Source organism: Furfurilactobacillus sp. WILCCON 0119 (genome assembly GCF_053471565.1).
The window spans coordinates 72,585-99,546 of the sequence record NZ_JBPCCV010000002.1 but is presented as its reverse complement, the minus strand read 5'-3'; the positions used below and the strand labels follow the sequence as shown (position 1 = coordinate 99,546).

Here is a 26,962-nt window from a genome sequence, read left to right as displayed (position 1 = left end):
CATGAGCATCAAAGCTGAAGAAATCAGCGCTCTCATTAAGCAACAACTTGAGAATTATCAAGAAGAGCTGACCGTTGAAGAAACGGGAACAGTAACCTACGTCGGTGACGGGGTTGCCCGTGCTCATGGTCTGGATAATGCTTTAGCTGGCGAACTGCTTGAGTTCGACAACGGTGTCTATGGCATGGTTCAAAACCTCGAATCCGATGATGTCGGAATCGTTGTTTTGGGTGCTTACGACGGGATCCAAGAAGGTTCATCCGTTAAACGGACGGGCCGGATCATGGAAGTTCCCGTTGGTGATGCTTTAATTGGCCGCGTTGTGAACTCACTGGGGCAAGCAATCGATGGGAAGGGTGAGATCAAGACTGATCACACCCGTCCTGTTGAATACAAAGCTCCTGGTGTTATGCAGCGGAAGTCCGTTAGTGAACCATTACAGACCGGGATCAAAGCCATTGACGCCCTTGTTCCGATTGGCCGTGGTCAACGTGAGTTGATCATCGGTGACCGGAAGACAGGGAAGACGTCATTGGCCATTGATACGATTGTTAACCAAAAGGATCAAGACATGATTTGTGTGTATGTTGCGATCGGTCAAAAGGAATCAACAGTGCGTTCACAAGTTGAAACACTGCGCCAACTTGGGGCCATGGATTACACAATCGTTGTTTCTGCAGGTCCTTCTGAACCTGCGCCAATGTTGTACTTAGCACCATATGCTGGTGCAGCAATGGGTGAAGAGTTCATGTACAACGGCAAGCATGTGTTGATCATTTATGATGACCTTTCCAAGCAAGCCGTTGCTTACCGTGAACTGTCCTTGATTTTGCGTCGGCCACCAGGTCGTGAAGCTTACCCTGGGGACATTTTCTACACCCACTCACGTTTGCTTGAACGTGCCGCTAAGTTGAGTGATGAAATGGGTGGTGGTTCAATGACTGCCTTACCAATCATCGAAACGCAAGCTGGTGACGTTTCAGCCTACATTCCAACTAACGTTATTTCCATCACCGATGGACAAATCTTCCTGAACTCTGATTCATTCTATTCAGGTGTTCGGCCAGCCATTGACGCCGGGACGTCTGTCTCTCGTGTTGGTGGGGATGCCCAGATTAAGGCCATGAAGAAGGTTGCCGGGACATTGCGTTTGGACTTATCTTCATACGCAGAATTGGCTTCCTTCGCACAGTTCGGCTCCGACTTGGATCAAGCGACCCAAGACCGGTTGAACCGTGGGAAACGGACCATTGAAGTTCTGAAACAACCACTTCATGCACCACTTGCTGTTGAAAAGCAGGTTGTGATCTTGTATGCCTTGACACGTGGATTCTTGGATCAAGTGGACACTGATGACATCGCCCGGTTCCAAGAAGAACTGTTCGATGACTTCGATGCTAACCATGCAGATCTGTTGGACACCATCAAGTCAACGGGTGCGTTGCCAGATGATGACGCCATGAAGGCTGCAATCAGTGCATTTGGTGAGAATTTCCAACCAACTAAGGCTGCAACTGACGCAGCTGCTAACTAGTTGAAGGGAAGGTGAGCAAATGCCTGCAGCATTAAACGAAGTTAAACGCCGGATTAGTTCAACGCAGAATACCGCTCAAATTACGACGGCCATGCAAATGGTGTCAACGTCAAAATTAAGCCAAATTCAGCGCCATACCGCTGGTTATCAAGTTTATGCATCAAAGGTCGAAAGCGTTGTGACTCACCTCGCTGCCTCTCACTTATTGGAAACAGCCACCGTTGATGCGGCGGCTTCCAATAAGACTGACGACGTGCCTGTTAGTAGCTTGATGGCACAACGGCCGGTTAAGAAAACCGGCTTGTTGGTTATTACCTCAGACCGTGGGTTAGTGGGGAGTTATAACAGTAGCATCATTAAGGCCACCAATGATTTCATCAAAGAACATGGCCGGACGGAAAATGACTATGTCATTATGGCCGTTGGTGGTAACGGGGCCGACTTCTATAAGAAGCGCGGCATGAACGTTGCCTATGAGTATCGTGGTGTAAGCGATGTTCCGACTTTTATTGAAGTTCGGGAAATCGTGAAGACCGTGACCGCAATGTACAACGATGAAGTTTTTGACGAGCTGTATGTTTGTTACAACCACTTTGTGAACCGTTTGACCTCACGTTTCCGTTCCACCCGGATGTTACCCATCACGGGCGAAACGGTGGCGGAATCTAAGCCAGACGGGGATGAAGCAGTTCAGCCGGATGATCATACAATCAGCATTACGCCAGAATATGAACTAGAACCTTCTGCAGAGGAGATTCTTCAAGTTGTTCTGCCACAGTATGCTGAGAGTTTAGTTTACGGCGCGATCCTTGATGGGAAGACATCAGAGCACGCATCAAGTTCTACTGCGATGCAGACTGCCTCTGATAATGCCCAGGACTTAATCGACAGTTTGAGCCTTCAGTATAACCGTGCTCGTCAGAGTGCGATTACGACTGAAATCACCGAAATTACTGGTGGTCAAGCTGCGTTAGGCTAGGTGGTTAAAGTCCATAATGTGAGGGAACTCCGTTATGGTTGAAAAAATGATGGAAGGAAGAAACGCGAATGAGTTCTGGTAAGATTGTTCAAGTTATCGGACCCGTTGTTGACGTTGAATTCCCTCTGGATGGCACATTACCTGCCATTAACAACGCGCTTCAAGTTAAACGTTCCGATGATAAGGATCTGACGGTCGAAGTTACCTTGGAATTAGGTGACGGAGTTGTTCGGACGATTGCCATGGATGGAACGGATGGCTTACAACGTGGGATGGAAGTCGAAGACACAGGTCATTCAATCTCTGTTCCCGTTGGTGAAGAAACGTTGGGACGGGTATTTAACGTCCTCGGGGAACCAATTGACGGCGGTGCAGACTTAGGTCCAGATGTTCAGCGCGACCCGATTCACCGGGAAGCACCTGACTACGACCAGTTGGCAACCAGTACCGAAATCCTTGAAACAGGGATTAAGGTTATCGATTTACTTGCCCCATATGTCCGTGGTGGTAAGGTCGGACTCTTCGGTGGTGCCGGTGTTGGGAAGACGGTTCTGATTCAAGAACTGATTCATAACATCGCGCAAGGCCACAACGGGATTTCTGTGTTCACCGGTGTTGGTGAACGGACCCGTGAAGGTAACGACATGTACTTTGAAATGAAAGGATCAGGTGTTCTTAAACAGACGGCCATGGTTTATGGTCAGATGAATGAACCACCTGGTGCCCGGATGCGTGTTGCCTTAACTGGTTTGACAATTGCGGAATACTTCCGTGATGTTAAGGGCCAAGACGTGTTACTTTTCATCGATAACATCTTCCGGTTTACCCAAGCCGGTTCAGAAGTGTCAGCTCTGTTAGGGCGGATTCCTTCAGCCGTTGGTTACCAACCAACGTTAGCAACTGAAATGGGTCAACTGCAAGAACGAATCACTTCAACTCAAAAAGGTTCCATTACGTCGATCCAAGCCGTTTATGTGCCAGCCGATGATTATACCGACCCGGCCCCTGCAACGACGTTCGCGCACTTGGACGCAACGACGAACTTGGAACGGTACCTGACACAACAGGGGATCTACCCTGCCGTTGACCCACTTGAATCAACTTCTTCAGCATTAACACCTGAAATCGTTGGTCAGGAACATTACGATGTTGCTAGCCGGGTTCAACAGATTTTGCAACGGTACCATGAGTTACAAGACATCATCTCAATTCTTGGGATGGATGAATTGTCTGATGAAGAACAAACAATCGTTGCTCGTGCTCGCCGGATCCAAAACTTCTTGAGTCAACCATTCTCCGTTGCGTCACAGTTTACTGGGATCGATGGTCAATATGTATCTGTTGAAGATACGGTTAACGACTTTAAAGAAATCTTGGACGGTAAATACGATGACCTTCCTGAAGAAGCATTCCGACTTGTCGGAACGATTGATCAGGCGGTCGCTAAGGCCAAGCAACTACAAGGTAACAATTAAGGGGGCAATGAACAATGGCTGAACCTCAACTGACTGTCACCATTGTGACGCCCGATGGAACGTGTTACGAAAATGACCAAGCAACCATGTTTGTTGCGAAAACAACGAACGGGGAAATTGGGATTTTACCAAACCACGTGCCATTGATTGCGGCTTTGGAAATTGATGAAATTCGGGTTAAGCATGATTCTAGTGATGAAGATGAAATCGCCGTGAACGGTGGCTTTGTTGAATTCTCAGATAATGTGGCAACCATTGTTGCCGATTCTGCTGAACAACAGTCTGATATCGACATTACCCGGGCTGAAAGTGCACGGACCCGTGCACAAAATGCCATTCAACATGCGCAACAGGTTCACGACACCGCTGAATTACGGCGGGCGGAAGTGGCCTTGCGTCGGGCGATTAACCGAATCAACGTTGGTTCGCATAACCGTAACCGGTAGTGCAATTAATTTCACCAGTAAAGAGACTTACTAAAATTTTAGTAAGTCTCTTTTTTTGAGTGAAATATCACGACGCGGGCTTGATTTTTATGCTAAACTGGCGTGTATAAATTAGCGAGGTGCAAAATGGCAGTTTACGGGTTTTCAGCGGTGATTAAGATTGTGGTGCAGTTGGCCTTTATTTGGCTTGCTTTTTGGGCATTGCGACCATTACCGCTCGTTAAAATCATGCCAATGTACCCACGGCAGGCACAGCTTCTGTTAGTTTTGCTGGCCATTACCGTGGGTTACACATGCAGCTCGTTTTTTATTGATTTAACACAAACATTGATCGGCTACCAACCGTAACAAAGGCGCGTTGGCCCATCAATCACAAGATTAACGAATTCATGTCAGTTTGGAGGAACATACCAATGGAAAAAATCATCGTTCATGGCGGTCAACCGCTAACAGGAACGGTTCACATTGAAGGCGCCAAAAATGCTGTGTTGCCAATTCAAGCAGCAGCCATCTTAGCGTCATCTGGCGAATTAGCATTAACGAACGTCCCGGCGCTATCAGATGTTTACTTGATGAACAAGGTGCTGAGCTTTTTAAACATCGATGTTAATTTTGATCAACAAAGTAAATCGGTTACCTACGATGCGACACGCCAACTTGGCTCAGAGACGCCGTTTGAGTACGTTTCAAAGATGCGTGCGTCAATGGTCGTCATGGGTCCATTGTTAGCCCGAGTTGGTCGAGCACGCGTTGCGATGCCAGGTGGATGTGCCATTGGTAGTCGGCCAATTGACTTACATTTAAAGGGATTTGAAGCATTAGGGGCTACGATTGAACAGCATGATGGCTACATTGAAGCCAATGCGGACCACCTGACAGGGGCCAATATCTACCTTGATTTCCCAAGTGTGGGGGCCACTGAAAACATCATGATGGCCGCAACGTTAGCACAAGGAACAACATTGATTGAAAACGTTGCCCGCGAACCAGAAATCGTGGACTTAGCCAACGTGCTCAATAAAATGGGGGCCCACGTCTTCGGCGCTGGGACGGAAACAATTCGGATCGAAGGGGTTTCCGCCCTTCATGGTTGTGAGCACAGCGTGGTTCAAGATCGTATTGAAGCCGGGACGTTTATGGTGGCTGCGGCCATCACCCAGGGAAACGTGTTGATTGCTGACGCAATTCCTGAGCATAACAAGCCCCTGATTTCAAAACTGTTAGAGATGGGCGTAACGGTGCAAGAAGAAGCCGGTGGCCTTCGCATTATTGGGCCTAAGACACTCCAACCAGCGGATGTTAAGACGTCACCACATCCAGGTTTTCCAACGGATATGCAACCACAAGTTTCCGTGCTTCAGTTAATGGCAACCGGAACCAGCACGTTGACTGAAACAGTGTTTGAAAACCGGTTCAACCATCTTAATGAACTTCGCCGGATGAACGCGAAGTTTACAATTGAGGGGAACACGGTTGCCCTCCAAGGGCCGACAGACTTTAGTGGTGCTGAGGTTGGGGCCACTGATTTACGGGCCGCTGCGGCACTTGTTTTAGCGGGACTTGCAGCAACCGGCTACACGACAGTGACCAACCTGAACTACCTTGATCGTGGGTACTGTGATTTCCACACCAAGTTAGCGGCACTGGGCGCTGAAATTGTTCGTGTGGATATGGCCACAGATTTGCAAGCCATTATTTCAGATCAATCATTAAAAATTTTATAGAACAGGTGTAAGCACCGGTTCATGCAAATGACTGACGTTCCGTAACTTTGGAGCGTCAGTTTTTTAGTGTGACGGATGCCTAGACTAAACCCGTGAATGAGGGTGTAGTGGTTTAATGATTGAAGTGATTCTTACGGGGATTTTAATGAAAACACAAGGTTAGCTGACTTCCTTACTGCCCGTAGCGTTAACCGGAAGGATGCTACTGACGAACCGGTTCATCTTGTGCTATAATTGTGCATTGAAATTGTGCGTTTTGAAAGGAGTTTAACATGGCTAAGGATATTGGGATCGATTTAGGCACGGCCAACGTGTTGATCTACGTTGTTGGCAAGGGCATCGTCTTAGACGAACCGTCCGTTGTTGCCATAGATACCAAGACAGAGCGCGTGCTAGCTGTGGGATCAGAAGCTTACCGAATGGTTGGTCGGACCCCCAGCAACATCCGCGCGATTCGACCATTAAAGGATGGGGTAATCTCAGACTTTGATGTAACAGAAGAAATGCTGTCCTACTTTATTAATAAATTAAATGTGAAGGGCTTTATGTCACGCCCAAACATCATGATCTGTGCGCCAACGAACATCACGGAGATTGAACGCAAGGCCATCATTCAGGCCGCTGAAAAATCCGGTGGTGCCAAGGTCTACCTCGAATATGAGCCAAAGGTTGCCGCAATTGGTGCCGGATTAGATGTGTACCAAGCCACGGGTAACATGGTGATCGATATTGGTGGGGGAACGTCCGACATTGCTGTATTGTCACTTGGCGACATTGTGGCAAGTACCTCTTTGCGGATGGCCGGTGACCGAATGAACGCGGACATTGCCGCATACGTTAAGCGGGAACACGGACTGGTGATTGGTGAACATTCTGCTGAGAATATTAAGATCAAGATTGGAACCGCCGTTGTGGAAGATGAACCAGAAACAATGGAAGTTCGTGGTCGTGATAACGTCAACGGGATGCCACACTCTGTGGAAATCAACGCAAACGAGATCGAATCAGCGTTGCATGAAACCTTACAACAAATTGTTGAGGCTGCGCACGGTGTTCTTGAACGGATCCAACCAGAACTTGCCGCAGACATCATCGACCGCGGGATCATCCTGACCGGTGGTGGCTCCTTGTTAAACGGTTTGGATCAATTGATTTCCCGAGAACTGCAAGTGCCAGTCATGGTGTCTGAACAACCACTGGACAACGTGGCGAAGGGTGCTGGGCAGTTATTAGAACGGATGAACGGTAAAGCAAAAGACTAACCGAGTGGAGGTGGTCATTGTGAAATGGTTGTTAACTGCATTGATTCACGGGTACCAGCGGTTCATTTCACCGTTATTTCCACCGAGCTGTCGGTATTACCCAACGTGTTCTAATTACATGCTTGATGCGTTAAAAAAGCGTGGTGCAATACAAGGAACTGTGATGGGGCTTGCCCGAATTTTACGGTGTAACCCGTTTGTTCGTGGCGGCTATGATCCGGTTCCCGATTACTTTACCGTTCGACGCAATCCTGACCCGCAAGACATGGATCCGATTGTGGCGGCGTACATTCATGGAGAACAGCATGGCAAAAAAAGATAAAACAATTCCGGTGTCAATCGAAGAAAAAACGGTTAACGGTAAGGAAATTGAAGAAGTATTAGTAAACAAACAGGCAATTGGTGAAATTGAAGCGACCGAAGATGGCAAGAAGTTTACGGCCACCATGACGGCAGGGCAAAAATTCACCGTTAAGAGCCAAGAAGAGGCCCTTCAGGCCATTCTGGCGGAATATAACCTACATGGTTAGTCGTTTCATTTATGCGGCGACCGTGGAAGCTAACGGCACGGCATGATGGAACCCTGTGAAGGAGGCCAAACGTGCAACGAGAACAAAATTCTGCTAGTCGGAATGAAAAAAAACTAGATTCACGCATCGATTGGGGCATCATCTTTTGTGTCCTCATGCTGGCGTTAATCGGAATTGCCTCCATTTACGTGGCGGCGTCACATGATACGAAGGCAATCAGTATCTCCAAACAGGTGATTACCCAAATCGTGTGGTACGTAATCGGAACGGTTGCGATTGTTGTGTTAATGCAGTTTGATTCAGAACAGTTATGGAAGTTGGCACCGCTAGCATACGGTGTTGGGATTTTCCTGTTGGTCGCGGTGCTCGTCTTCTACAGTCGGGCGTACTATGTTCAAACGGGGGCCCGCAGTTGGTTTGCAATCGGACCGTTGACGTTTCAACCGTCGGAAGTTATGAAACCAGCGTACATTTTGATGATGGCGCGGGTCATTTCCATGCATAACACTGAATATCCCACCCATACAGTGCGGACCGACTGGTTGTTGATTGGAAAAATGTTTGCCTGGACGTTACCCATTTTCATTCTGATGAAGCTTCAAAATGACTTTGGGACAAACTTGGTGTTCGGCGCCATCTTTGCCGGAATGATTTTGGTGTCCGGGGTGACGTGGCGCATTTTAGCCCCAACGTTTATTGGGGCCGCCGTTATTGGTGGCGGGGCCTTAACGTTGGTGATCACTGACTGGGGCCGGGCCATTTTGGGCCACCTTGGCTTTCAATCTTATCAATTTGCGCGGGTCGACACGTGGTTGCACCCAAATGCCGATACCACCAACCAGGGTTATCAGTTATGGCAAAGTATGAAGGCCATCGGTTCTGGTGGTCTGTTCGGAACGGGCTTTAACGTTTCACACGTTTACGTTCCCGTTCGTGAATCGGACATGATTTTTTCTGTTATTGGTGAAAACTTCGGGTTTGTGGGCGGCTTACTGCTCATTATCTTGTATTTCTTCCTGATTTGGCAGATGGTCCGGGTCACGTTTGATACAAAGAATGAATTCTATGCCTACATTGCAACCGGTGTGGTGATGATGATCTTATTCCACGTGTTTGAAAACGTGGGGATGACGATCGGATTGCTACCATTGACCGGGATTCCGTTGCCCTTTGTTAGTCAGGGGGGCTCTGCCTTGATTGGGAACCTCATTGGGATCGGATTGATTATGTCAATGCGGTATCACTACACGAGTTATATGTTTAGTAATGATTCACGGTTTAAATAACTTAAACTAAAGCGAGGTTATGATGATGAATAACGATGCAGAACGTTACTTTTGGACAAAAACAACGGATGAGGGTACGAAGCTAGGGCTTAGTAAAGACGCTCAGGATGAACTTGGCAACGTGACGTACATTGACTTGCCCAAGGTTGGCAGTGAACTTGTGGCCGGGCAAACGTTTGTTAGCATGGAAGCTGAAAAAGCCGTTTCTGACATGCCAAGTCCAATCAGTGGAACGGTGACCGGGTTAAACCCTGCGTTAGCTGACGGAACAGATGCGCTAAATGGCGATTGGGACGAAGCGTGGTTATTAACATTTACCCCAGCAAAGTAATCCAATGACTTAACAAAAAGACACTTGTCGATCATCATCGACAAGTGTCTTTTGTGTTATTAGTGGGTTGCGGCAGTGACGAAGCCGCTAAAAATGGCCGCTGCGTGAGGATCAGTCGCCGCCATCATTTCAGGGTGAAACTGAACGGCAACGAGTTGACGGGTCACGTCTTCAACGGCTTCAATAACACCATCAGTCGCGGTTGCGGTGACGGTGAGACCAGGAGCAGGTTGCTGCACTGCTTGGTGGTGAAATGAGTTAACCTGGCCGTGATCGCCCCACACGGCCTGCATGCGGCTGTTGGGGGTGGTGGTTATCCCGTGAGTGGGGGTCGCCCATGCCGTTGGGTACTGATTGTGGGCAATGGCATTGTCCACGTGACTGGCGATATCTTGAAGGTTCGTCCCACCTAGCGTTGCGTTAATGATTTGCAAACCGCGGCAAATACCGAGAATCGGCTTGTGGACCGCAATGGCCGCTTTGATCAATGCCTGTTCAAATTGATCACGAGCGAGGTCGTTTAACTGGTTAACTGGCTCAGGTTCTGCACCGTACAGGCTGGGGGTCACATCCTGGCCACCGGTTAAGAGAAGGCCGTCGACGTGCTCAATGTAGGCTGCGGCCGTTTGGGGATCACCGATGGGCAGTAAAAGGGGAAGGCCACCAGCTGCGGTAACGCTAGCGACATAGTTCTTTTGTGTGTAGTCAACGTAATTATCATCAAAATGGTCGCTGGGGCGAATGAGGTGGTTGGTGCCAATACCAATTAGGGGTTGCATAAAAATCACTTACTTTCATCAGAATAATGTGTTCAGTATAGGCCTCTTTAAATAAAACGGCGACTGTTGTGTGTTACAAAAGGCCAGTAAGTTGCGTCATCTGTCACTGGCCGTTAAGATGAAAGGATAGTAAGAAGGGACGGATGGAAGATGACAGAGGAGTTAAAACAGGTAACGGTGGTTAGACAGGCGTTACAAGACCTTCGGCAACAGTTACAGGCCGGAACGATCTATCAATCACTTGGGAGCCGGGTTGCCCATGTTTTGGCAGCAGCACCACATAATGATGCAACGCCGGTGACACTCCCTGATGATGAGGACGGGATTCGTGCCCTGGTGGCAACGTTGAACCGTGAGCTCCAAAGCGGCACCTTAGATAGCGTGACAGACGAGCAGTTGCTAATGTTGCTTGGTCATTTGGGAAGTACTGATCTAACGGTGCGAGACCAGGGCGTTTATTACTTTTTGAATGACGCCGTGCAACAACACGTGTTAACGGCTGACCAGATGCGGTTGGTGATGAACGCGTTATTGCAGGATAAAGTTCTTTTTGACCACATCACGGAGCCCACTAATGACGGGATCTACGGGCGGTCATTTGCCATGATGGTGCTGTCATTATTCGTCTATGTTGATCGGGTCGGGACGGCGTTTATGACGCCTGAGATGATGGACCGCCTGGTTGATCAAGTGTTGACCTACATGGCCCTTGAGGACGATACACGTGGGTTTGTCGGCACCACGGGATGGGCGCACGCGTACACCCACATTGGCAACATGCTTGATGAGCTGGCAGAAAGTCAGTTATTAAGTCGGGCGGACAAACTGCTCATGATGGTGGTCTTACTGCGGAAGTACCGGCGGCTAGGAACCCCGCTGATTGCTGGTGAAAATCGGCGTCTCGCTGCTTATTTTGCAACGCTTCTAAACATGAACGATTTATACACCCAGGCCTTTTTGCAAGAGTGGCACCAGTGGCGGGCCGTGTTAAGCAATCAACCACAGCCAAAAGAGGAGGCAGGGTGGAATAAGCTCTTCAATCGTTCCCGGTTGGCGACCGCCATGTTGTTGCGTGATGACTATCCAGAGGCCATTACCGCTGCACTCGAAGTGGAACGGGACTTTATGTCGTAACTAAAGTTTATGCGGCGGTTTTTTGGTCGTTTCGGGTTCGGTCTGGTATACTTAAGGTTCTATCAACAGACCGATTAAAAAGCGAAGAATAGGATGAGGAATTTTATGGACAAGAAAAAGTTGCACATCGCGTTATTATTTGGTGGTAACTCCTCAGAGCATGACGTTTCAAAGCGTTCTGCGCACAACATTTACGATGCCATGGACAAGGATAAGTACGACGTTAGCCTGTTTATGTTCACCAAGGATGGCGTTTTACTAGGAAACAAGGCATCACACCGGATTTTCGATGGTGAACCTGAAGACGTTGTTGTGGCCGAAGAACTACCGAAGATTGATCAATCTAACCCACTTGCACCAGTGCTGGCGCTTAGCGAAGTGAAGGACATCGATTTGTTCTATCCCGTTATCCATGGAAATCTTGGTGAAGATGGGACCATTCAGGGGTTGTTTAAGCTCCTGAAGAAGCCTTACATCGGAAGTAATGTGTTAGCATCCGCCGTCTCGTTTGATAAGGACATGACTAAACGGATCCTGAACCAAGCGCACGTCCGCAACACGGAGTACGTGGTGATTACCCCTGAAAACAAGGACCAGATGGATTACGACACGGTTGCTGCAAAGGTTGGCCGGGTGATGTTTTTGAAGCCTGCTAACCAAGGCTCATCCGTGGGGATTCACAAGGTGTCAACCAAAGAAGAATTTGACGCTGGTTTGGCGGATTCTCTACAATATGACTTCAAAGTCCTGGCTGAAGAAGCGGTCGATCATCCACAGGAAATCGAAATTTCGATTCTTGGTAATGAACATCCCCGTGCGTCAAAACTTGGGGCCGTTCGGGTGCCAGACTCTGACACGTTCTACGACTATAACAACAAGTTCGTGGATGCCAGTGGCATTGTGTTTGAACTACCAGTGATCCTGCCAGAATCACTTGCAAATGAAATTACCAAGATGGGGCTGGATGCGTACGTCGCCCTTGGCTTAAAGGGGTTAGCCCGGATCGATTTCTTGGTTTCACAAGATGGGGTTCCGTACCTCAGCGAACCAAACACGTTGCCAGGCTTTACCAACATCAGTCTGTACCCACAAATGTGGGGTGTTTCCGGGATTGATTATCCATCCCTGATTGATGAAATTATTGATTACGGTTTGGCCGAGTTCAAACGAAACGAGTCCATCAGTTACTCGTTCACAGAATTAGGAACTGAACACGTTGGTGAAAAGAAGTATAACTAGCCATGTGTGCTTAGCCGAGTGCGTTAATGAAACTAAAGAAACGACTGTTTTCCTGAATGTTCGGGAAAGCAGTCGTTTTAATTTGCCCGAATGGTTCTAGGCTGTGGCGTGGATGCCAGAGCGGTTATCTTTACAAGCGCGCACAAATTTTTACAGTTTAGAAATAATGCCACGAGTTTCCCGTATGTCTTAGATAGTGACAAATAACTGCGGGAGGAACCGGCAGATGGAACGCTGTGCATGGGCAACAAAGAGTGTGCAACTGTGTGTATCATGATTTAGAGTGGGGCGTACCAGTGGAAGATGATCAGGCGCTGTTCGAATGCTTGAGTTTAGAACTTTTTCAGGCGGGGTTGAATTGGCAACTCATTTTAAAACGGCGGCCGGCATTAAAAGCAGCGTTAGCGGCATTTGATGTGGATGTCCTGGCGGCGTTCACCGAGGTTGATCAGATGATGTACTTAACCACCCCCACGGTCATTCGCAACCGGCGTAAATTGGCGGCGGTGATCCACAATGCCCGGGTGTGGCAGGACCAACGGTTAGCTGGGGTTTCACCGGCAACAACCTTGTGGCGGCTTCAACGACAGGTTGGGTTAGACACCCCACGCTTAGTGACCGTTGTTTGTACGCAGTTTAAGGAGTGGGGGCTCCAAGGGCTTGGACAAAAGGCGACCCGCAGTTTTCTACAGGCCAGTGGGTTTATTAACGATCATGACCACCAGTGTTTTCGTCGACAAGAAATATTTTTATCTAGCCATACCACTGGACGAATTTCCTAAAACATGGGAAAATAATAACGGCATAATAATCATGTATGCAACAGGAGCCGTTCTGACACACGGTGTTGCAAGCAAGTGATCAAAATGATTGATGGCCGTGGTTTTTGACCCACGGTCGTTGATGTTTGCCAAAACCTAATGTTGATGCGACAACCACGAGTAAAGAAGGTGTTCAATTGGGGCAAGGAGAATTGCGACGGGCAACTGAAGCCGATCTGGATCAAATAATGGTGATTGTTCAGGCGGCCAAACAGGCAATCGCCCGTGCTGGTTTTAATCAGTGGCAGGATGGCTACCCCATGCGAACGGATATGTTGGCTGACCTTACGGCGGGGCATTTGTTTGTGCTCACCAGTGCCGATCAAATAATGGCCGTTGCCGCAATGATTGTGGGCGAGGAGCCAAACTACCAGTTGATTGAACGGGGCGCTTGGCTTCATAACGGTGATTATGCGACCATTCATCGGCTGGCCGTTGCCAGTGCGTTTCATGGGCAGCATGTGGGCGAGCAACTATTGACCCACATGATAACTTGGTTGCGACAAACCAAACCAGGGCTAAGCATCCGGGTCGACACGCATGCTGATAATGTGGCAATGCAGACAATTTTAACGCGTTGCGGGTTTATTGCCTGTGGAACCATCTATGTTGATGGCAATGCACCACGATGCGCATATGAACATTGGTTGAGTTAACAAACTAAAATGCCCCGTCTGTTGCAATCAAGACGAGGCATAAGATGAGAATTTTAGGAGCACGCGTACGTGCATATCGAAAGACCAGAGGACTATCCCAAAAAGAGTTGGCAAAGGGCATCTGTACCCAAGCAACCATTAGTTTAGTTGAAAAACGAAACAAGATTCCAAGTATGCAAATCCTGCTTAAGCTATGTGGCCGGTTAGGCATCCAGCTGGCAGATGTGATCATTGAAACAGATGACCAGACGGCACAGGTTTTTCGCCAAGTTGGTGAGTTGATCCGGTGCCAGGATCTAGATGGGGCGGCAACGCGGCTAGCAACGGTTAAGTTGCAGCGGTTGTCAGAAGATGATCAATTTAAGGCGTACTACTATTATCATGGTGAACTGCAATTGCTCGTCCACCATGATGCGGATGAGGCGATCTTTAATTTTGGGATGCTACTAAACGAATATGCGAGTCGGACTAAGGATATGTATACAGTCATGGCCCGCGTTGGCTTGGGGTTAGCATACGCTGATAAAGGTGCCATGGATAAGGGTGAACTCTTTATCAGTCAGGCCATTGCAGACTTAAAGTCGTTTGATACCGATAGTTATGATTTAGTCCAGGATCAAATCTACACCTTGCTACGGGCGGCCCGATTTTTGCAAGACATCGGAAACCACCAGCGCGCGTTAGTGTTAATGGACAAGGCGATTCAGCTAAGTGACCTTGGTCACAGTTTGTTTTTACTGGAAGAAGTGTACGAAACCAAAGCAGTTAGTCAGTTGGAACTGGCCGATAAGGTGGCAGCGCAAAAGAATTTGTACATTGCGTATGCACTGGCCGTGGTGACGAATAATAAAAAGTTATTAACCAGTGTGACACAAAATGTTTCTAAGTATCAAATTCCGCCGTTGGCGCTTTAAGCACCGCGGTCTGTAAATTGATAAACACCCGTTCTCGAAGGCAATGGTCATCGAGAACGGGTGTTTTTGTGCAAACAAAAAGGTGGGGAAGAAACCTCACCTTTTGAATGGATTATTTCGTTGCTTTAGCGCCTTCAGTTGCGGAGACGGGTTGATTACTCAAATCAGTCCGAACAACCAGCACGTCACAGATTGCGGCCCGGGTGACGTATTCAGTAACAGAACCGATCAGTAAACGTTCAACGGCATTAAGCCCAGTGGCACCGATCATGATTAGATCAGTCCCCAGTTCCTTTGGTGCTTCCTGAGCAATCAATGACTTAGGGGCACCATATTCGATGGAGTAATCACACTTGATGCCGGCGTCCTTAGCCTCGGCTGCGTATTTATCCAGTGTCTTTTTGGCAGTTTCGGTTACCTGTTCAACCATGGTGGTATCAAAACTGGAAATGTTTTGGAAGGCACGGGTGTCAACAACGTGCAGTAGGTGCAGTTGTGCATCTTCACCATTACGCTTAGTAACAGCGACCGCTTTCTTGAATGCTAATTCGGCTTCACGCGAACCATCGATTGGAACCAGAATGCGTTTGTATTGTTGTGCCATAAGCTTCACTCCCCTTTATCTTTCTACATTTATTTTACTGTAAAATCATGAAAAACAAAAGTGAAAGCGCTGCATTTGTGGGCAGGGTGTGTAAAAAATGTTTTTTTAAATCATGTAAGGGGACAAAAGACCGCTTTTTGTTAAAAAAGATTGGCTAATTTAAAAAGTGGACTAACGTTAGCCCAAGTCCCATCCCAGATAAACAGCCGACAATGAGGGCGCCGATCATGACGGAAAAACTGAACATACCGGCAACGGCAAGCAAGCCTGCCACGAGCAGTTCAATGGCCCAGAAGTTAAGGATCCCGGCGATTTCTGGATGCCGGTCTGTGGTAAATAGTAAGAAACCGTTTTGTCTGTGCAGCCATAAGTAACCGCTCAGGACGAATAAAACGAGTGCAAAAAGTGCCATTAATAATTTGATTGCCATGAAGTTCCTCCTAATGAAGCTTAATTATAACGGATTGTTGCAGAAGACGGTAGTGACGGCTGTCATGGAATGGGCAGTGACTAAAAAAACCACCCTCTAGGAGGATGGCATCTCAAAGTATGAACTTTGAAGAAAACTAGTGGTGCCGACAACCGGCTCTTCAGAGTTGACCCGCGACAACGCAGGTGGGCGCTGCTGTTCGTGCGTTTGATTACCAAGAGAAAAGGCTTATCAGCAGCAGGACTAGAGTAGCACCCAAAGTAGTAAGACTGTAAGGCAACACTGTAAGTTGAGCCTTGCGTACACCTTAGATTTCATTCTCAGAATAGCATGAAAGATCAATTCGTGCAATTAGTACCGCCTGAAAATTAATTATCAGAATGATTAGTTGACGACGGTGACTGAGTCAGTGGGTGACCGTTTGCCGCCATGAGTTTTTGATACTGTTCAGTGAAGGCAGTTTCAAACCGACCATTTTGCTTTGGCTGGTAGTACACGGCGTTTTTGAGCATGTCTGGTAGGTATTGCTGCTTGACCCAGTCGTTTGGATAATCATGAGGAAATTGATAATCAGTGCCGTGACCGAGTGCTGCGGCCCCTTGATAGTGGGCATCCTTCAGGTGGTCCGGAACAGCGCCACCATGACCAGCAGTGACATCAGTAAGGGCAGCATCAACGGCATTGATGCCGGAATTGGATTTAGGTGACAGGCACAGTTCGATGACTGCATCCGCCAACGGAATCCGGGCCTCGGGCAGACCAAGCTGTTGTGCCGCGGTTACAGCAGCAACGGCGTGGGTCGCCGCTTGAAGATTAGCCAAACCGACGTCCTCATAAGCAATCACAAGGAGCCGGCGACAAATGATCGTCAGATCGCCAGCAGCGACCAAACGGCTCATGTAGTGAAGGGCCGCGTTCGTGTCGGAACCACGAATCGATTTTTGAAACGCAGAGATGACGTCATAGTGGGCGTCGCCAACTTTATCAGCGGACAGGGCCTTTCGTTGCAAACATTCTTCAATAATTGGGAGCGTGATGGTCACTACGCCATCCTCATCTGGATCTGTGGACTTTACGGCGAGTTCGAGCGCATTTAGTGCACTCCGCAAATCACCGTTTGTCGTCGTGGCCAAGTGCTGTTTCGCATTCTCCTCAAGGTGAACGTTAATGTTTCCAAGTCCGTTTGTAGTGTCATCTAAGGCCCGATCAATGGCGACCGTGATGTCTGCTGGGGTAAGGGGGTGAACCTCAAAAATTTGGGTTCGGCTGCGAATGGCCGGATTAATGTTAATGTAGGGATTTTCCGTGGTGGCCCCGATTAAAATAATCGCACCACTCTCCAGCAATGGGAGTAAAAAATCTTGCTTAGTTTTATCGAGCCGGTGAATTTCATCAAGTAAGAGCACGACCGTCCCACTCATTTTAGCCTCAGCGGCAACGATTTGTAGTTCCTTCTTACCGTCAGTGGCGGCATTGAGCATTCGAAAGGCATATTTTGTGGACCCAGCAATGGCACTTGCAATACTGGTTTTGCCGGTTCCCGGTGGGCCGTACAAAATCATGGATGAAAGCATCTTTGCTTTTACCATTCGGCTGATGATTTTGCCATTACCAACCAGGTGTTGTTGCCCAACGATGTCTTCAATGCGCTTTGGTCGCATTCGGTAGGCGAGGGGTTGCATGGATGAAGTTCCTCCAATCAGAAATAGTGTGGACTGAAAATAAATCGATGATTAATGAAGTGGTGAATTAAAGCGACTGATTTCCTGAACGAGGAAGTCAGCCGCTTAGGCGTTAGTCATCTAATTGAGGGCGCCGTCATTTAAACAGGCGGTGCCAAAAGGAAGGTTGTGATGATGGCGCCTGTGATTGAGTTGTTGCCGCTGGATACTTTAAGGCAATGTCGATCGGGTCCACATCAATGGCCTTTTTGGCTGCGATGACAAGGGCAAGATCAGTTGGTGCCGTTTTGTATTGCGGATCATTTTTGATGGTGAACGCGACAGCATGCATCGTGGCGAGGCGGATGTAGGGGCCAAGAGCCTCCTGACCAAGGTTACCATTTAGAAAAATGGTGTGAGTTGCTTCGTCACGCTGTTCTAAATCTGTTCCGAGGGCCGTTAGATAATCGCCACTTTCTAACTGGGCAACGGTCATGGACAGGGCAACACGCTCACGAAAAGTCCCGAGGTAGTGGCGTTGCTCATCGGGATTGATTTTTGGGGTCCCGTACATTGCGTTTGATAGCCGTTGATTGGGGTCACCTGTGTTCTGTTGATTATCAGCCATAAAAAAACTAGCCTCCTGTCTCCTTGATGTTGTTAGTATAGCACATTCCGTTTGGAACAAACGGCGAGGCCGACGCAAACAAAAAACCGTTGCCAGTTGGCAACGGTTTTGTAACAAGGTGTAACAGGAAATTACAACTTGTTGTAGTATTCAACGATTAATGATTCGTCAATTTCAGCATCCAGATCTTCACGTTCTGGCAGGCGAACCAATGAACCCTTTAAGTTGTCAGCGTCGAATTCAACGTATGAAGGACGACCAACAACGGCTTCAACAGCGGCCTGGATAATAACCATCTTCTTTGACTTGTCACGAACGGCGATTTCTTGGCCAACCTTAACTTCGTATGAAGGAATGTCGACACGCTTGCCATCAACAGTGATGTGACCATGGTTAACCAATTGACGTGCTTGGCGACGAGTTGTTGCCAAACCTAAACGGTAAACCACGTTGTCTAAACGACGTTCAAGCAGAACGAGGAAGTTAGTACCATGAGTACCCTTACGGATCTTACCAGCCTTAAGGAAAAGGTTAGCAAATTGACGTTCGCTCATGCCGTATGTGAAACGCAACTTTTGCTTTTCACGTAATTGCATCCCGTATTCTGAAATCTTGGCACGACGGCCTTGGCCGTGGTCACCAGGAGCATAAGGGCGACGAGCTAATTCTTTACCAGTTCCTGAAAGAGAAACGCCTAAACGACGTGAGATCTTCCAAGAAGGACCTGTATAACGTGACATATTGTATGTCCTCCAAATAATTTGTTTGGAGTAAAAGATGCGAAGTGTAGGTTCGGTATTCGTGCAGATCGCTTTGCAAGGTTCACCGGAGCAGCCCCGGTTACTAATTGAACTGACCTGACGGCGCAGCACCAATCTGTTGACGAGCTTACCACCTACTGCTGCAAATTTTACAACTGGAACAGTATACCGTGCTTTACGCCGTTATGTCAAGGTGGCGCATTAACACCGCGGCAAAAGCAGTTAATTCTGTTTCGTCATCCGCACTAAATCGGTTCAGTGTGGGTGAGTCGAGGTCGAGGACACCAAACTGAACATGATCTTTCGTGAGGGGGATGACCAGTTCGGCGTTACTAGCAGCGTCACAGGCAATGTGATCGGCAATGGCGTGAACGTCTGCAATCCGTTGTGACGTTTGACTGGTAAAGGCAGCCCCGCACACACCACGGTCTGGGCGAATGTGGACGCAGGCAACCCGTCCCTGAAATGGGCCGAGACACAATTCGTTATCAGCCTTATGGTAGAGGTAAAAGCCCGCCCAGTTCAGGTCAGGGACAGTTTCCATCAGGAGTGCTGACGCGTTGGCCAGATTGGCAATGGTGTCGTGTTCGTCCGTGAGTAAGGCGTCCAATTGTTGGACAAGGAGCGATGGTGAGGAAGAATTCATGTGATGAGGCCTCCAGATTTTCTAAGATAATGATAAAGTCATGTAAACGTAACCTAACGGCTAAAACCCGCTATGCTATACTTTTAATTAGGTATCGTTCATTAGCTGATCGAAAGGTCAAATAATGACATAAAGTGTAAAGATTTTATTCAAAAAAGCAAGTCATTCGTGCTTGCGAACGGGGACGGACGTGCATAATGATTCAAGTGTTAATTGGGATTGTTGTTTTAGCAGTTATTCTATACGGCTCAGTGTTTGCCTTTCAACGGATCACAACGCACAAGGTGAGTGTGTTGCGTGATCGCTTAGTGGACTTACAACAGCTGGGCGTGGGGGATCAGGTCGAGGCTGGTCGACAAATGAGCCTTACGGGCCAATCATTGGCGGCGTTTGATAGCCTCATTGAGGAATATCGTGACGTCATGGAACGGACGTTACCAGCGTTAAACCGCACGCTTGATGAAGTGACGCTAGATGTTCGTGGCATCAACTTCGTTAAAACACACAACGAACAAAAACAGGCTGAGGAGCTCGCAACCTTAGCGGAAGAACGGTTAGAACACGTTCACAACGGATTGATCGAGTTAAAAAAGGTCGACCAAGAACACCATGAAGCCGTTGACCGGTTGGAGAAAAAGTATCAGGATCTTCGGAAGGTGTTGCTATCGCAGAACCTGAGCTTTGGTCCCAGTATTGATCAGTTAGAAGCACAGTTAGCACAGCTAGAAGACCAGTTTGATGAGTTCACAACGTTATCAAGTCAAGGTGACCACGTTGCGGCACAAGCAGTGCTAGAGCAACTAACGACAGATACGGACGCGTTGGAACAGCTGATTGCGGCGATTCCGGCATTGTATGATGACTTAAAGACTGGGTTTAACGATCAGCTGAATGATATTACCGAAGGGTATCAACAGTTGATCGCTCAAAATTATGTGTTTGATCATGTTGATGTATTGGGGCAGGTCAACCAGGCTCGTCATGAAATCCAAGCGGCGACCCAGGAGCTGGCGAACTTAGATCTGACCACAGTTACGACAGCAAATAAAGACATTGCGGCACAGATCGATGCGCTGTATGACGTCATGGAGCAAGAAATGACGGCCAAGGAAACGGTCGGCAAACAGCAAAAAGAGGTTCACGATTTTGTTGTTCATGCACAACGGCAAAATCATGCGCTCCAAATTGAAATTGATCGGTTGAGCCAAAGTTACGTGTTGGATCATGGTGAGGAAAACAACGCTAAATCGATGTCTGACGAAATTCAACGGGTGGTTGAACAACAGCAAACGGATGAAAACGGGCTTGTGACCCACACCGTTAGTTTTTCAACGGTTGCGAAGCATCAGCTGGCTCAGTTGGAGGCGTTGAGAAACATTGAACAGCGACAACGACAGATCAACACAAGCATCCAGGATCTCGGAACTCATGAAAAGGCCGCCCGGGACCGGTTCCAACAGTTTGACAACCAAATGCACACGATCAAGCGCCAAATTGAGGGGTTAAATCTGCCCGGATTGCCTGAGGATTACTTGGACTATTTCTACGTGGTCAGTGACGAAGTTGAAAAGCTTGGGAAGTCGTTAAGTCGGACTCGGATTAATATGGAAGACATTACAAAACAATTGGTGATGATCCAAGCGGACATGTCGACCTTAAATGAAAAGAGTCAGGACTTACGGGACAGTGCGCTGCTTGCTGAACAACTCATGCAGTATGCCAATCGCTACCGGCAAAATAACGAGATTATGGCAACGGCCTGGACGAAGGCCCAACGTGAGTTTGGTCAACAGTATCGGTATGCCGAGGCACTGGAAACGATGGCGAGCGCGTTGGATCAGGTTGAACCTGGTGCCTACAAGCGAATTGAAAATAACTACTATGGTTCACAAGGTGTTCAGGAATAGCTGGAGCAAAGAAGACGGTGCGTTAAGACCGCCTTTTTTGTTTGGAAACTAACCCGCAGGACCAACGCTAGGTGACTGGGCGAAAACGTGCTATACTGATTCAAGTTTTTAACTCGAGTCGAACCGAATTTTAAACGAAGAAGGGACAACATGATTTACTTTGATAACAGTGCAACAACACAAGTGGATCCATCTGTTCTGACGACCTATACCAAGGTGAGTGAGAGCATTTGGGGCAACCCGTCGTCTTTGCATAATTTTGGTGAGCAGGCCTACAACCTGCTGGAACAATCACGGCAACAGATTGCCGACTTACTTGGTGTTCATCTGAGTGAAATTCTTTTCACGAGTGGTGGGACTGAGGGGGATAACTGGGTCGTTAAGGGCACGGCGATGGAAAAACGGGCGTTTGGTCGCCACATCATTACCAGCGCGGTTGAACACCCAGCCATCCACAATTCTATGGAACAGTTAGCGCAGCTTGGCTACGAGATTACGTACCTCCCCGTGGACGCTGAGGGCCGTGTATCAGCAGCTGATGTGAAGGCCGCGATTCGGCCAGACACCATTTTAGTGTCAGTAATGGCCGTTAATAATGAAGTTGGTAGCATTCAACCACTGACTGAAATTGCTGATGTGCTGACGCCCTACCCAACCATTCACTTCCATATTGATGCGGTTCAAGGCATTGGTAAGGGGATTTCAGACCTGATTTTTAATGACCGGGTCGATTTCATTACCTTTTCCGGGCATAAATTTCACGCACCACGCGGCATCGGGTTCATTTACGCGCGTTCAGGCAAGCGATTGGCGCCGTTAATGACCGGTGGTGGGCAGGAACGCAACCTTCGGAGTGGGACTGAAAACCTCCCAGCAATTGCTGGAATGGCCCGGGCCCTGCGGCTTTTACTGACGGATGAAGCAACCCACGTGGCCACTGAACGAGCCGTTCGGGCGAAGATTTTAAATCACATTAAGGATTTTCCCAAGGTCACGCTGTTCTCACAGGATAATGATGACCACTTTGCACCGCACATTTTGTGTTTTGCGATTGAGGGTGTCCGTGGTGAAACAATTGTGCACGCGTTTGAAGACCATGATATTTACATTTCAACAACCAGTGCTTGTTCATCGAAAAAGCACTTGGCTTCCAGCACATTAAAAGCAATGCACGTTGCTGATGATGTGTCTACGAGTGCCGTTCGGGTGAGTCTCGACGAAAAGAATACGCTGGCCGAAGCGGAAACGTTTAACAAGGTCTTTGATCAATTATACGAACAGTTTAAAAAAATTAATTCATAAAATGAACGATTAGCCGTTCAACATTAAAGGAGGATTGTCCATGCAGTACGATGAAATTATGGTTCGCTACGGCGAGTTATCCACCAAGGGAAAAAACCGAAAGTCATTTATTGACCGACTTGGGAGTAACGTCCGTGGCGTGCTTCACGACTTCCCTGACGTGAAGGTGCATCCAGATCATGACCGGATGCACTTAACGTTAAATGGTGCTGACTCTGCCGGTGTGATGGCACGACTGAGCAATGTTTTCGGGATCGAGAACTACTCGCCATCCGTAAAGGTTGATTTGGATCAACAGTTGGTGGATGAAATGGCCGTTAAGATGGTCACGGAACAGTACCAACCAGGAATGACGTTTAAGATCGATACCCGCCGGTCCAATCACCACTTCGGGTTAAGCACGTACGAGATGAATGACCACGTTGGGGGCGTTATTTTAAACGCGTTTGACGACATTCATGTCCAAATGAAACACCCTGACTTAACGTTGCGGGTCGAAGTCCGAAACAACGGGATCTTTTTGTCCAGTGAGACGTTTGATGGCGCCATGGGAATGCCAGTCGGAACTGCCGGTAAAGGGATGATGATGTTATCTGGCGGGATCGATTCACCAGTTGCCGCCTACCTTGCCATGAAGCGGGGCGTTCAGGTCGAAATGGTGCACTTCTTTAGTCCGCCATACACCAGTCAACAGGCGCTGGATAAGGCAATGGAATTGACCAGTAAGTTAACGCCATACACCGGGAAAATTCGGTTTATTCAAGTGCCGTTTACCAAGATTCAAGAAGAAATTAAGGAAAAGGTGCCAGAAGGGTATTTGATGACCATTCAACGGCGCATGATGCTCCGGTTGACCGTTGCGTTAGCCGAAAAACGTCATGGACTGGGCATTTTTAACGGCGAATCACTGGGCCAGGTTGCCTCACAAACGATGGAAAGCATGATGGCCATTAATGATGTGACGGCGATGCCAATTTTACGGCCACTGGTTTCGATGGATAAAAACGAAATTATCGACATTGCCAAGCAAATTGATACGTTTGATTTGTCCGTCCTTCCTTTTGAAGACTGTTGTACAATTTTTGCGCCACCAGCACCAAAAACAAAACCCAACCTCGAACGGACCCGTGAATTTGAAAAGCGGATCGACGTTGATGGGTTACTGGAAGAAGCCTTGGCCGGCGTGAAGATGACCGAGATTCGCCCAGGAGACACATTCTTGAATCAGCAGGCTGACGTATTCGCCGAGCTGCTGTAAGTCGTTAGTCATAAGTCAGGTGGAAACATGATAACAATCCGTGATATTGCGGAACAGGCCGGCGTCTCTGTTTCAACGGCGTCCCGAGCCTTAAACGATAATCCGCGCATTTCAATGGCAACCCGCCGGAAGATTCAGTCCTTAGCGTCACGGCTGGGGTACGTGCCCAACTATAACGCGAAAAGTTTGACCCGCGGTGAGGCCAATGTGGTGGGGGTTGTGTTTCCTCCAAACGCGGCGAGCGACCAAGAGAACCCGTTCTTTATTGACGCAATGCGGGGTATCAACACCGTGTTGATGAGTCGCCATTACGTGTTATCCGTTGCTATCGGCCAGGAGAGCGACGATGTGTTAGCAAACGTCGTGGCCATGGTCGATCAGGCGAAGGTCAAACGGTTTATCCTGCTGTATGCCCATGAGGATGATCCGGTGGCAGATTATCTCCGGCAGGCCGGGCTTCGGTTTGTCATTATTGGGCAACCAAGCGCAGCCCACGCGGATGATTATGTCGATAATGATAACGTTGCGGCCGGAGCAGCCGGGGCGTCTTACCTTATTGATCGGTTGCACGTCAACCGCCCGGTGTTTGTTGGGTCCGTGGCTGACTGGCCATATGAACAAAACCGCCGTCGCGGGTTCATGGGCGTCGCGGTCAAACGGGGGGTTCCAACGTTACAAGTGCAGTTACCCCACGCAGCGTTAGCCGACTGGTTGAGTGAGCATGATCAAATTGACGGCATCCTTGCCAGTGATGATTTGATTGGCCTCGCTTTTTATCAGCAGTGGCAACAGCTTCATCCACATGATCAGTTACCGGTTGTGAGTTACAACCGGTCGGTGGCGCTGTCGCTTCCAAACGTGATGTTTCACTCAATTGATCTCTACCCAGAACGGTTGGGTGCGGCGGCGGCTGAGCTGGTCTTTCGTCACCACACCACCACGGTCGGTGAGGAAAATCGCCTGATCGTGCCGTTTGAAACGTTGAATTAAAACTATCCGCATGGTCTTCAGGCCATTTGTTTAAATAAAAGTGTTTGTCTTTCCAAAATTATTTTGGAAAGACAAACACTTTTTTTGTTCCGCTAAAGAGCTGGTGGGAATGGTATTGAGGTGTTAATGACAAAATAACGGGGAAAGAAAAGTTGCGCAAACGGTTGCATTTTTGTGTAAGCGGTTACATAATAGGAGATGCTTAAGCGTGAATGATCATTCTGTTTGTTTGCTATTATTGTTATCGGAAGTAGTTGGAGGAGACAAAGATGTCAGAAGACAACGGATCACCAGCGGCAACGACCGCTACGAAACCACAGGAACAGGCAAAGCACAAGTTGCCAACGTTACCTGCTAGCGTTATTTGGATGATTAGTTTTGGTTTTCTTGGGGTTCAAATGGCGTTTTCACTGCAAAGTTCAAACATGGGGCGGATTTTTCAAACGATTGGCGCGGATCCAACAAAGCTCGGGGCGTTCTTCATTTTACCCCCGTTAGCCGGCTTAGTCGTTCAACCATTAGTGGGGTACTTTTCTGACCGGACTTGGTCAAAACGGTATGGCCGCCGGATTCCGTACCTCTTGATTGGGGCGGTTGTGGCTGTGATCGTTATGTGCTTGCTGCCGAACGCTGGTAGTTTCGGGTTCGGATACGAGTCACTAGCCGCACTGTGGTTTGGTGCAATCACGATTCTGTTTATGGATCTATCTAGTAACGTCGCAATGCAACCGTTTAAGATGATGGTCGGCGACATGGTGAATGATGACCAAAAGGGGTTCGCTTACGGGGTTCAAAGTTTCTTATCAAACACCGGGGCAGTTCTGGCCTCCATCTTCCCATTTTTGTTAACAGCCATTGGGGTTGCGAACACCGCTAAGAAGGGGGTTGTCCCTCAATCCGTTGTTGTTTCGTTCTACGTTGGGGCGGTTATCTTAATTGTCTGCAGTCTCTTTACTGTTTTCCGTGTCAAGGAATACGATCCAGCAACGTACGCCCGCTACCACAACATTGATGTTGACGCGAACAAGCAAAGCGGTAACATGTTTAAGTTGTTGGCGAAGGCACCAAAAGTCTTTTGGACGGTCACAGTGGTTCAATTCTTCTGCTGGATGGGATTCCAATACTTATGGACATACGGCACTGGGGCCATTGCGAAAAACGTGTGGCAGGCGGTTGATCCTGCCAGCGCAGGGTATCAAGCAGCTGGTAACTGGTTTGGGGTAATGTCAGCTGTTCAATCACTGGCCGCCGTTGTGTGGTCACTGGTTATTGCACGGGTCCCAAACAACTTGCATAAACAGGCGTACTCAATTGGGTTAGCTTTAGGAGCCGTTGGTTTTGGTTCCGTCTTCTTCATTCATGACCGGTGGTTACTGATCATTTCCTTTATTCTGATCGGAATCGCCTGGGCTTCCATGATGGCCTTCCCATTCACCATTTTGACGAACGCGCTTTCTGGCGCCAACATGGGGACTTACTTAGGCTTGTTCAATGGGTCCATCTGTTTACCACAAATTGTTGCCAGTTTATTGAGTTTTGGCTTGTTCCCACTGCTGGGTTCATCCATGCCAGTAATGATTTTGCTATCAGGAATCTTACTTCTTCTGGGCGCTTGCTCCGTTGGGATCGTGCACGAAACGTACGCTGAATAAGTTAATGACGACG

General features: G+C 48.2%; 28 protein-coding genes and 1 other RNA gene. 21 read left to right on the top strand and 8 right to left on the bottom strand.

Annotation, left to right across the window (positions count from 1 at the left end):
* Position 1 precedes the first annotated feature (1 nt).
* From atpA to ACRYI5_RS03940, 11 genes are all read left to right on the top strand, one after another.
* The gene (atpA, locus tag ACRYI5_RS03990) at positions 2 to 1,534 is read left to right on the top strand and encodes a F0F1 ATP synthase subunit alpha (protein WP_407880576.1); all 1,533 of its coding nucleotides are present in this window, start codon (positions 2 to 4) and stop codon (positions 1,532 to 1,534) included.
* A 19-nt stretch (positions 1,535 to 1,553) separates the two neighbouring features.
* A complete protein-coding gene (locus tag ACRYI5_RS03985) occupies positions 1,554 to 2,513 on the top strand; it encodes a F0F1 ATP synthase subunit gamma (protein ID WP_407880575.1) in 960 nt (319 codons plus the stop codon).
* A gap of 68 nt (positions 2,514 to 2,581) precedes the next feature.
* The gene (gene atpD / locus ACRYI5_RS03980) at positions 2,582 to 3,988 is read left to right on the top strand and encodes a F0F1 ATP synthase subunit beta (protein ID WP_407880573.1); all 1,407 of its coding nucleotides are present in this window, start codon (positions 2,582 to 2,584) and stop codon (positions 3,986 to 3,988) included.
* Between the two features lie 14 nt (positions 3,989 to 4,002).
* Positions 4,003 to 4,434 carry a F0F1 ATP synthase subunit epsilon gene (locus tag ACRYI5_RS03975; RefSeq protein WP_407880571.1) on the top strand — a complete coding sequence of 144 codons (432 nt, stop codon included), beginning with the start codon at positions 4,003 to 4,005 and terminating at the stop codon, positions 4,432 to 4,434.
* A 126-nt stretch (positions 4,435 to 4,560) separates the two neighbouring features.
* Positions 4,561 to 4,782 (top strand): DUF1146 family protein, encoded by a 222-nt coding sequence (locus ACRYI5_RS03970; protein ID WP_407880569.1) that lies wholly within the window; start codon positions 4,561 to 4,563, stop codon positions 4,780 to 4,782.
* A 65-nt stretch (positions 4,783 to 4,847) separates the two neighbouring features.
* A complete protein-coding gene (gene murA, locus ACRYI5_RS03965; protein ID WP_448224364.1) occupies positions 4,848 to 6,158 on the top strand; it encodes a UDP-N-acetylglucosamine 1-carboxyvinyltransferase in 1,311 nt (436 codons plus the stop codon).
* Positions 6,159 to 6,430: 272 nt separating this feature from the next.
* Positions 6,431 to 7,420, top strand: coding sequence for a rod shape-determining protein (gene mreB, locus ACRYI5_RS03960; RefSeq protein ID WP_407880566.1), 990 nt, complete (start codon positions 6,431 to 6,433; stop codon positions 7,418 to 7,420).
* 19 nt (positions 7,421 to 7,439) lie between these two features.
* On the top strand, positions 7,440 to 7,742 hold the full coding sequence (gene yidD, locus ACRYI5_RS03955) for a membrane protein insertion efficiency factor YidD (protein WP_407880565.1): 303 nt from the start codon (positions 7,440 to 7,442) through the stop codon (positions 7,740 to 7,742).
* Positions 7,726 to 7,950: a DUF2969 domain-containing protein gene (locus tag ACRYI5_RS03950; protein ID WP_407880563.1), complete on the top strand. Its 225-nt coding sequence runs from the start codon at positions 7,726 to 7,728 to the stop codon at positions 7,948 to 7,950. Before yidD ends, ACRYI5_RS03950 begins: the two co-directional genes overlap by 17 nt.
* A gap of 71 nt (positions 7,951 to 8,021) precedes the next feature.
* The gene (locus ACRYI5_RS03945; protein ID WP_448224363.1) at positions 8,022 to 9,236 is read left to right on the top strand and encodes an FtsW/RodA/SpoVE family cell cycle protein; all 1,215 of its coding nucleotides are present in this window, start codon (positions 8,022 to 8,024) and stop codon (positions 9,234 to 9,236) included.
* 25 nt (positions 9,237 to 9,261) lie between these two features.
* Positions 9,262 to 9,567, top strand: coding sequence for a glycine cleavage system protein H (locus ACRYI5_RS03940; RefSeq protein WP_407880560.1), 306 nt, complete (start codon positions 9,262 to 9,264; stop codon positions 9,565 to 9,567).
* Between the two features lie 59 nt (positions 9,568 to 9,626).
* Here the strand turns inward: ACRYI5_RS03940 and ACRYI5_RS03935 are convergent, their stop codons facing one another.
* Positions 9,627 to 10,346 carry a gamma-glutamyl-gamma-aminobutyrate hydrolase family protein gene (locus ACRYI5_RS03935; protein ID WP_448224362.1) on the bottom strand — a complete coding sequence of 240 codons (720 nt, stop codon included), beginning with the start codon at positions 10,344 to 10,346 and terminating at the stop codon, positions 9,627 to 9,629.
* A gap of 150 nt (positions 10,347 to 10,496) precedes the next feature.
* On the opposite strand from ACRYI5_RS03935, the gene ACRYI5_RS03930 reads away from it, so the two are divergent.
* From ACRYI5_RS03930 to ACRYI5_RS03910, 5 genes are all read left to right on the top strand, one after another.
* Positions 10,497 to 11,480, top strand: a complete 984-nt coding sequence (locus ACRYI5_RS03930; RefSeq protein ID WP_448224361.1) for a DUF2785 domain-containing protein — start codon at positions 10,497 to 10,499, stop codon at positions 11,478 to 11,480.
* Between the two features lie 105 nt (positions 11,481 to 11,585).
* Complete coding sequence (locus ACRYI5_RS03925; RefSeq protein ID WP_448224360.1) at positions 11,586 to 12,719, top strand: D-alanine--D-alanine ligase family protein; 1,134 nt, start codon at positions 11,586 to 11,588, stop codon at positions 12,717 to 12,719.
* Between the two features lie 236 nt (positions 12,720 to 12,955).
* On the top strand, positions 12,956 to 13,501 hold the full coding sequence (locus tag ACRYI5_RS03920; RefSeq protein ID WP_448224359.1) for a DNA-3-methyladenine glycosylase I: 546 nt from the start codon (positions 12,956 to 12,958) through the stop codon (positions 13,499 to 13,501).
* Between the two features lie 176 nt (positions 13,502 to 13,677).
* Positions 13,678 to 14,196: a GNAT family N-acetyltransferase gene (locus ACRYI5_RS03915; RefSeq protein WP_448224358.1), complete on the top strand. Its 519-nt coding sequence runs from the start codon at positions 13,678 to 13,680 to the stop codon at positions 14,194 to 14,196.
* A gap of 44 nt (positions 14,197 to 14,240) precedes the next feature.
* The gene (locus ACRYI5_RS03910; RefSeq protein WP_448224357.1) at positions 14,241 to 15,110 is read left to right on the top strand and encodes a helix-turn-helix domain-containing protein; all 870 of its coding nucleotides are present in this window, start codon (positions 14,241 to 14,243) and stop codon (positions 15,108 to 15,110) included.
* A gap of 112 nt (positions 15,111 to 15,222) precedes the next feature.
* Here the strand turns inward: ACRYI5_RS03910 and ACRYI5_RS03905 are convergent, their stop codons facing one another.
* The 7 genes from ACRYI5_RS03905 to ACRYI5_RS03875 form a co-directional block, all read right to left on the bottom strand.
* Entirely contained in the window at positions 15,223 to 15,714 is a 492-nt protein-coding gene (locus ACRYI5_RS03905; protein WP_448224356.1) for a universal stress protein, read from the bottom strand.
* 154 nt (positions 15,715 to 15,868) lie between these two features.
* On the bottom strand, positions 15,869 to 16,144 hold the full coding sequence (locus ACRYI5_RS03900) for a hypothetical protein (RefSeq protein ID WP_407879802.1): 276 nt from the start codon (positions 16,142 to 16,144) through the stop codon (positions 15,869 to 15,871).
* A 129-nt stretch (positions 16,145 to 16,273) separates the two neighbouring features.
* A non-coding RNA gene (ssrS, locus tag ACRYI5_RS03895) (6S RNA) lies at positions 16,274 to 16,461 on the bottom strand.
* A gap of 51 nt (positions 16,462 to 16,512) precedes the next feature.
* Positions 16,513 to 17,826 carry a replication-associated recombination protein A gene (locus ACRYI5_RS03890; RefSeq protein ID WP_448224355.1) on the bottom strand — a complete coding sequence of 438 codons (1,314 nt, stop codon included), beginning with the start codon at positions 17,824 to 17,826 and terminating at the stop codon, positions 16,513 to 16,515.
* Positions 17,827 to 17,962: 136 nt separating this feature from the next.
* Positions 17,963 to 18,433, bottom strand: a complete 471-nt coding sequence (locus ACRYI5_RS03885; RefSeq protein ID WP_448224354.1) for a YueI family protein — start codon at positions 18,431 to 18,433, stop codon at positions 17,963 to 17,965.
* A gap of 131 nt (positions 18,434 to 18,564) precedes the next feature.
* Positions 18,565 to 19,173 carry a 30S ribosomal protein S4 gene (gene rpsD / locus ACRYI5_RS03880; RefSeq protein WP_407879797.1) on the bottom strand — a complete coding sequence of 203 codons (609 nt, stop codon included), beginning with the start codon at positions 19,171 to 19,173 and terminating at the stop codon, positions 18,565 to 18,567.
* A gap of 196 nt (positions 19,174 to 19,369) precedes the next feature.
* Positions 19,370 to 19,840, bottom strand: coding sequence for a GAF domain-containing protein (locus ACRYI5_RS03875; RefSeq protein ID WP_448224353.1), 471 nt, complete (start codon positions 19,838 to 19,840; stop codon positions 19,370 to 19,372).
* A gap of 197 nt (positions 19,841 to 20,037) precedes the next feature.
* Between ACRYI5_RS03875 and ezrA the strand changes: the two genes are divergently transcribed.
* From ezrA to ACRYI5_RS03850, 5 genes are all read left to right on the top strand, one after another.
* Entirely contained in the window at positions 20,038 to 21,747 is a 1,710-nt protein-coding gene (gene ezrA, locus ACRYI5_RS03870; protein ID WP_407879793.1) for a septation ring formation regulator EzrA, read from the top strand.
* Positions 21,748 to 21,897: 150 nt separating this feature from the next.
* The gene (locus ACRYI5_RS03865; protein WP_448224352.1) at positions 21,898 to 23,049 is read left to right on the top strand and encodes a cysteine desulfurase family protein; all 1,152 of its coding nucleotides are present in this window, start codon (positions 21,898 to 21,900) and stop codon (positions 23,047 to 23,049) included.
* A gap of 40 nt (positions 23,050 to 23,089) precedes the next feature.
* Entirely contained in the window at positions 23,090 to 24,307 is a 1,218-nt protein-coding gene (gene thiI, locus ACRYI5_RS03860) for a tRNA uracil 4-sulfurtransferase ThiI (protein WP_448224351.1), read from the top strand.
* A 27-nt stretch (positions 24,308 to 24,334) separates the two neighbouring features.
* Complete coding sequence (locus tag ACRYI5_RS03855) at positions 24,335 to 25,297, top strand: LacI family DNA-binding transcriptional regulator (RefSeq protein WP_407879790.1); 963 nt, start codon at positions 24,335 to 24,337, stop codon at positions 25,295 to 25,297.
* A 368-nt stretch (positions 25,298 to 25,665) separates the two neighbouring features.
* Positions 25,666 to 26,949, top strand: coding sequence for an SLC45 family MFS transporter (locus ACRYI5_RS03850; protein ID WP_448224554.1), 1,284 nt, complete (start codon positions 25,666 to 25,668; stop codon positions 26,947 to 26,949).
* The last annotated feature ends 13 nt before the right edge of the window (positions 26,950 to 26,962 follow it).

What these genes read in the sequence shown, in the direction of transcription:
- atpA (WP_407880576.1), top strand. Translation starts at nt 2, where the DNA reads ATGAGCATCAAAGCTGAAGAAATCAGCGCTCTCATTAAGCAACAACTT.
- ACRYI5_RS03985 (WP_407880575.1), top strand. Translation starts at nt 1,554, where the DNA reads ATGCCTGCAGCATTAAACGAAGTTAAACGCCGGATTAGTTCAACGCAG.
- atpD (WP_407880573.1), top strand. Translation starts at nt 2,582, where the DNA reads ATGAGTTCTGGTAAGATTGTTCAAGTTATCGGACCCGTTGTTGACGTT.
- ACRYI5_RS03975 (WP_407880571.1), top strand. Translation starts at nt 4,003, where the DNA reads ATGGCTGAACCTCAACTGACTGTCACCATTGTGACGCCCGATGGAACG.
- ACRYI5_RS03970 (WP_407880569.1), top strand. Translation starts at nt 4,561, where the DNA reads ATGGCAGTTTACGGGTTTTCAGCGGTGATTAAGATTGTGGTGCAGTTG.
- murA (WP_448224364.1), top strand. Translation starts at nt 4,848, where the DNA reads ATGGAAAAAATCATCGTTCATGGCGGTCAACCGCTAACAGGAACGGTT.
- mreB (WP_407880566.1), top strand. Translation starts at nt 6,431, where the DNA reads ATGGCTAAGGATATTGGGATCGATTTAGGCACGGCCAACGTGTTGATC.
- ACRYI5_RS03950 (WP_407880563.1), top strand. Translation starts at nt 7,726, where the DNA reads ATGGCAAAAAAAGATAAAACAATTCCGGTGTCAATCGAAGAAAAAACG.
- ACRYI5_RS03940 (WP_407880560.1), top strand. Translation starts at nt 9,262, where the DNA reads ATGAATAACGATGCAGAACGTTACTTTTGGACAAAAACAACGGATGAG.
- ACRYI5_RS03935 (WP_448224362.1), bottom strand. Translation starts at nt 10,346, where the DNA reads ATGCAACCCCTAATTGGTATTGGCACCAACCACCTCATTCGCCCCAGC.
- ACRYI5_RS03930 (WP_448224361.1), top strand. Translation starts at nt 10,497, where the DNA reads ATGACAGAGGAGTTAAAACAGGTAACGGTGGTTAGACAGGCGTTACAA.
- ACRYI5_RS03925 (WP_448224360.1), top strand. Translation starts at nt 11,586, where the DNA reads ATGGACAAGAAAAAGTTGCACATCGCGTTATTATTTGGTGGTAACTCC.
- ACRYI5_RS03910 (WP_448224357.1), top strand. Translation starts at nt 14,241, where the DNA reads ATGAGAATTTTAGGAGCACGCGTACGTGCATATCGAAAGACCAGAGGA.
- ACRYI5_RS03905 (WP_448224356.1), bottom strand. Translation starts at nt 15,714, where the DNA reads ATGGCACAACAATACAAACGCATTCTGGTTCCAATCGATGGTTCGCGT.
- ACRYI5_RS03900 (WP_407879802.1), bottom strand. Translation starts at nt 16,144, where the DNA reads ATGGCAATCAAATTATTAATGGCACTTTTTGCACTCGTTTTATTCGTC.
- ACRYI5_RS03890 (WP_448224355.1), bottom strand. Translation starts at nt 17,826, where the DNA reads ATGCAACCCCTCGCCTACCGAATGCGACCAAAGCGCATTGAAGACATC.
- ACRYI5_RS03885 (WP_448224354.1), bottom strand. Translation starts at nt 18,433, where the DNA reads ATGGCTGATAATCAACAGAACACAGGTGACCCCAATCAACGGCTATCA.
- rpsD (WP_407879797.1), bottom strand. Translation starts at nt 19,173, where the DNA reads ATGTCACGTTATACAGGTCCTTCTTGGAAGATCTCACGTCGTTTAGGC.
- ACRYI5_RS03875 (WP_448224353.1), bottom strand. Translation starts at nt 19,840, where the DNA reads ATGAATTCTTCCTCACCATCGCTCCTTGTCCAACAATTGGACGCCTTA.
- ezrA (WP_407879793.1), top strand. Translation starts at nt 20,038, where the DNA reads ATGATTCAAGTGTTAATTGGGATTGTTGTTTTAGCAGTTATTCTATAC.
- ACRYI5_RS03865 (WP_448224352.1), top strand. Translation starts at nt 21,898, where the DNA reads ATGATTTACTTTGATAACAGTGCAACAACACAAGTGGATCCATCTGTT.
- thiI (WP_448224351.1), top strand. Translation starts at nt 23,090, where the DNA reads ATGCAGTACGATGAAATTATGGTTCGCTACGGCGAGTTATCCACCAAG.
- ACRYI5_RS03855 (WP_407879790.1), top strand. Translation starts at nt 24,335, where the DNA reads ATGATAACAATCCGTGATATTGCGGAACAGGCCGGCGTCTCTGTTTCA.
- ACRYI5_RS03850 (WP_448224554.1), top strand. Translation starts at nt 25,666, where the DNA reads ATGATTAGTTTTGGTTTTCTTGGGGTTCAAATGGCGTTTTCACTGCAA.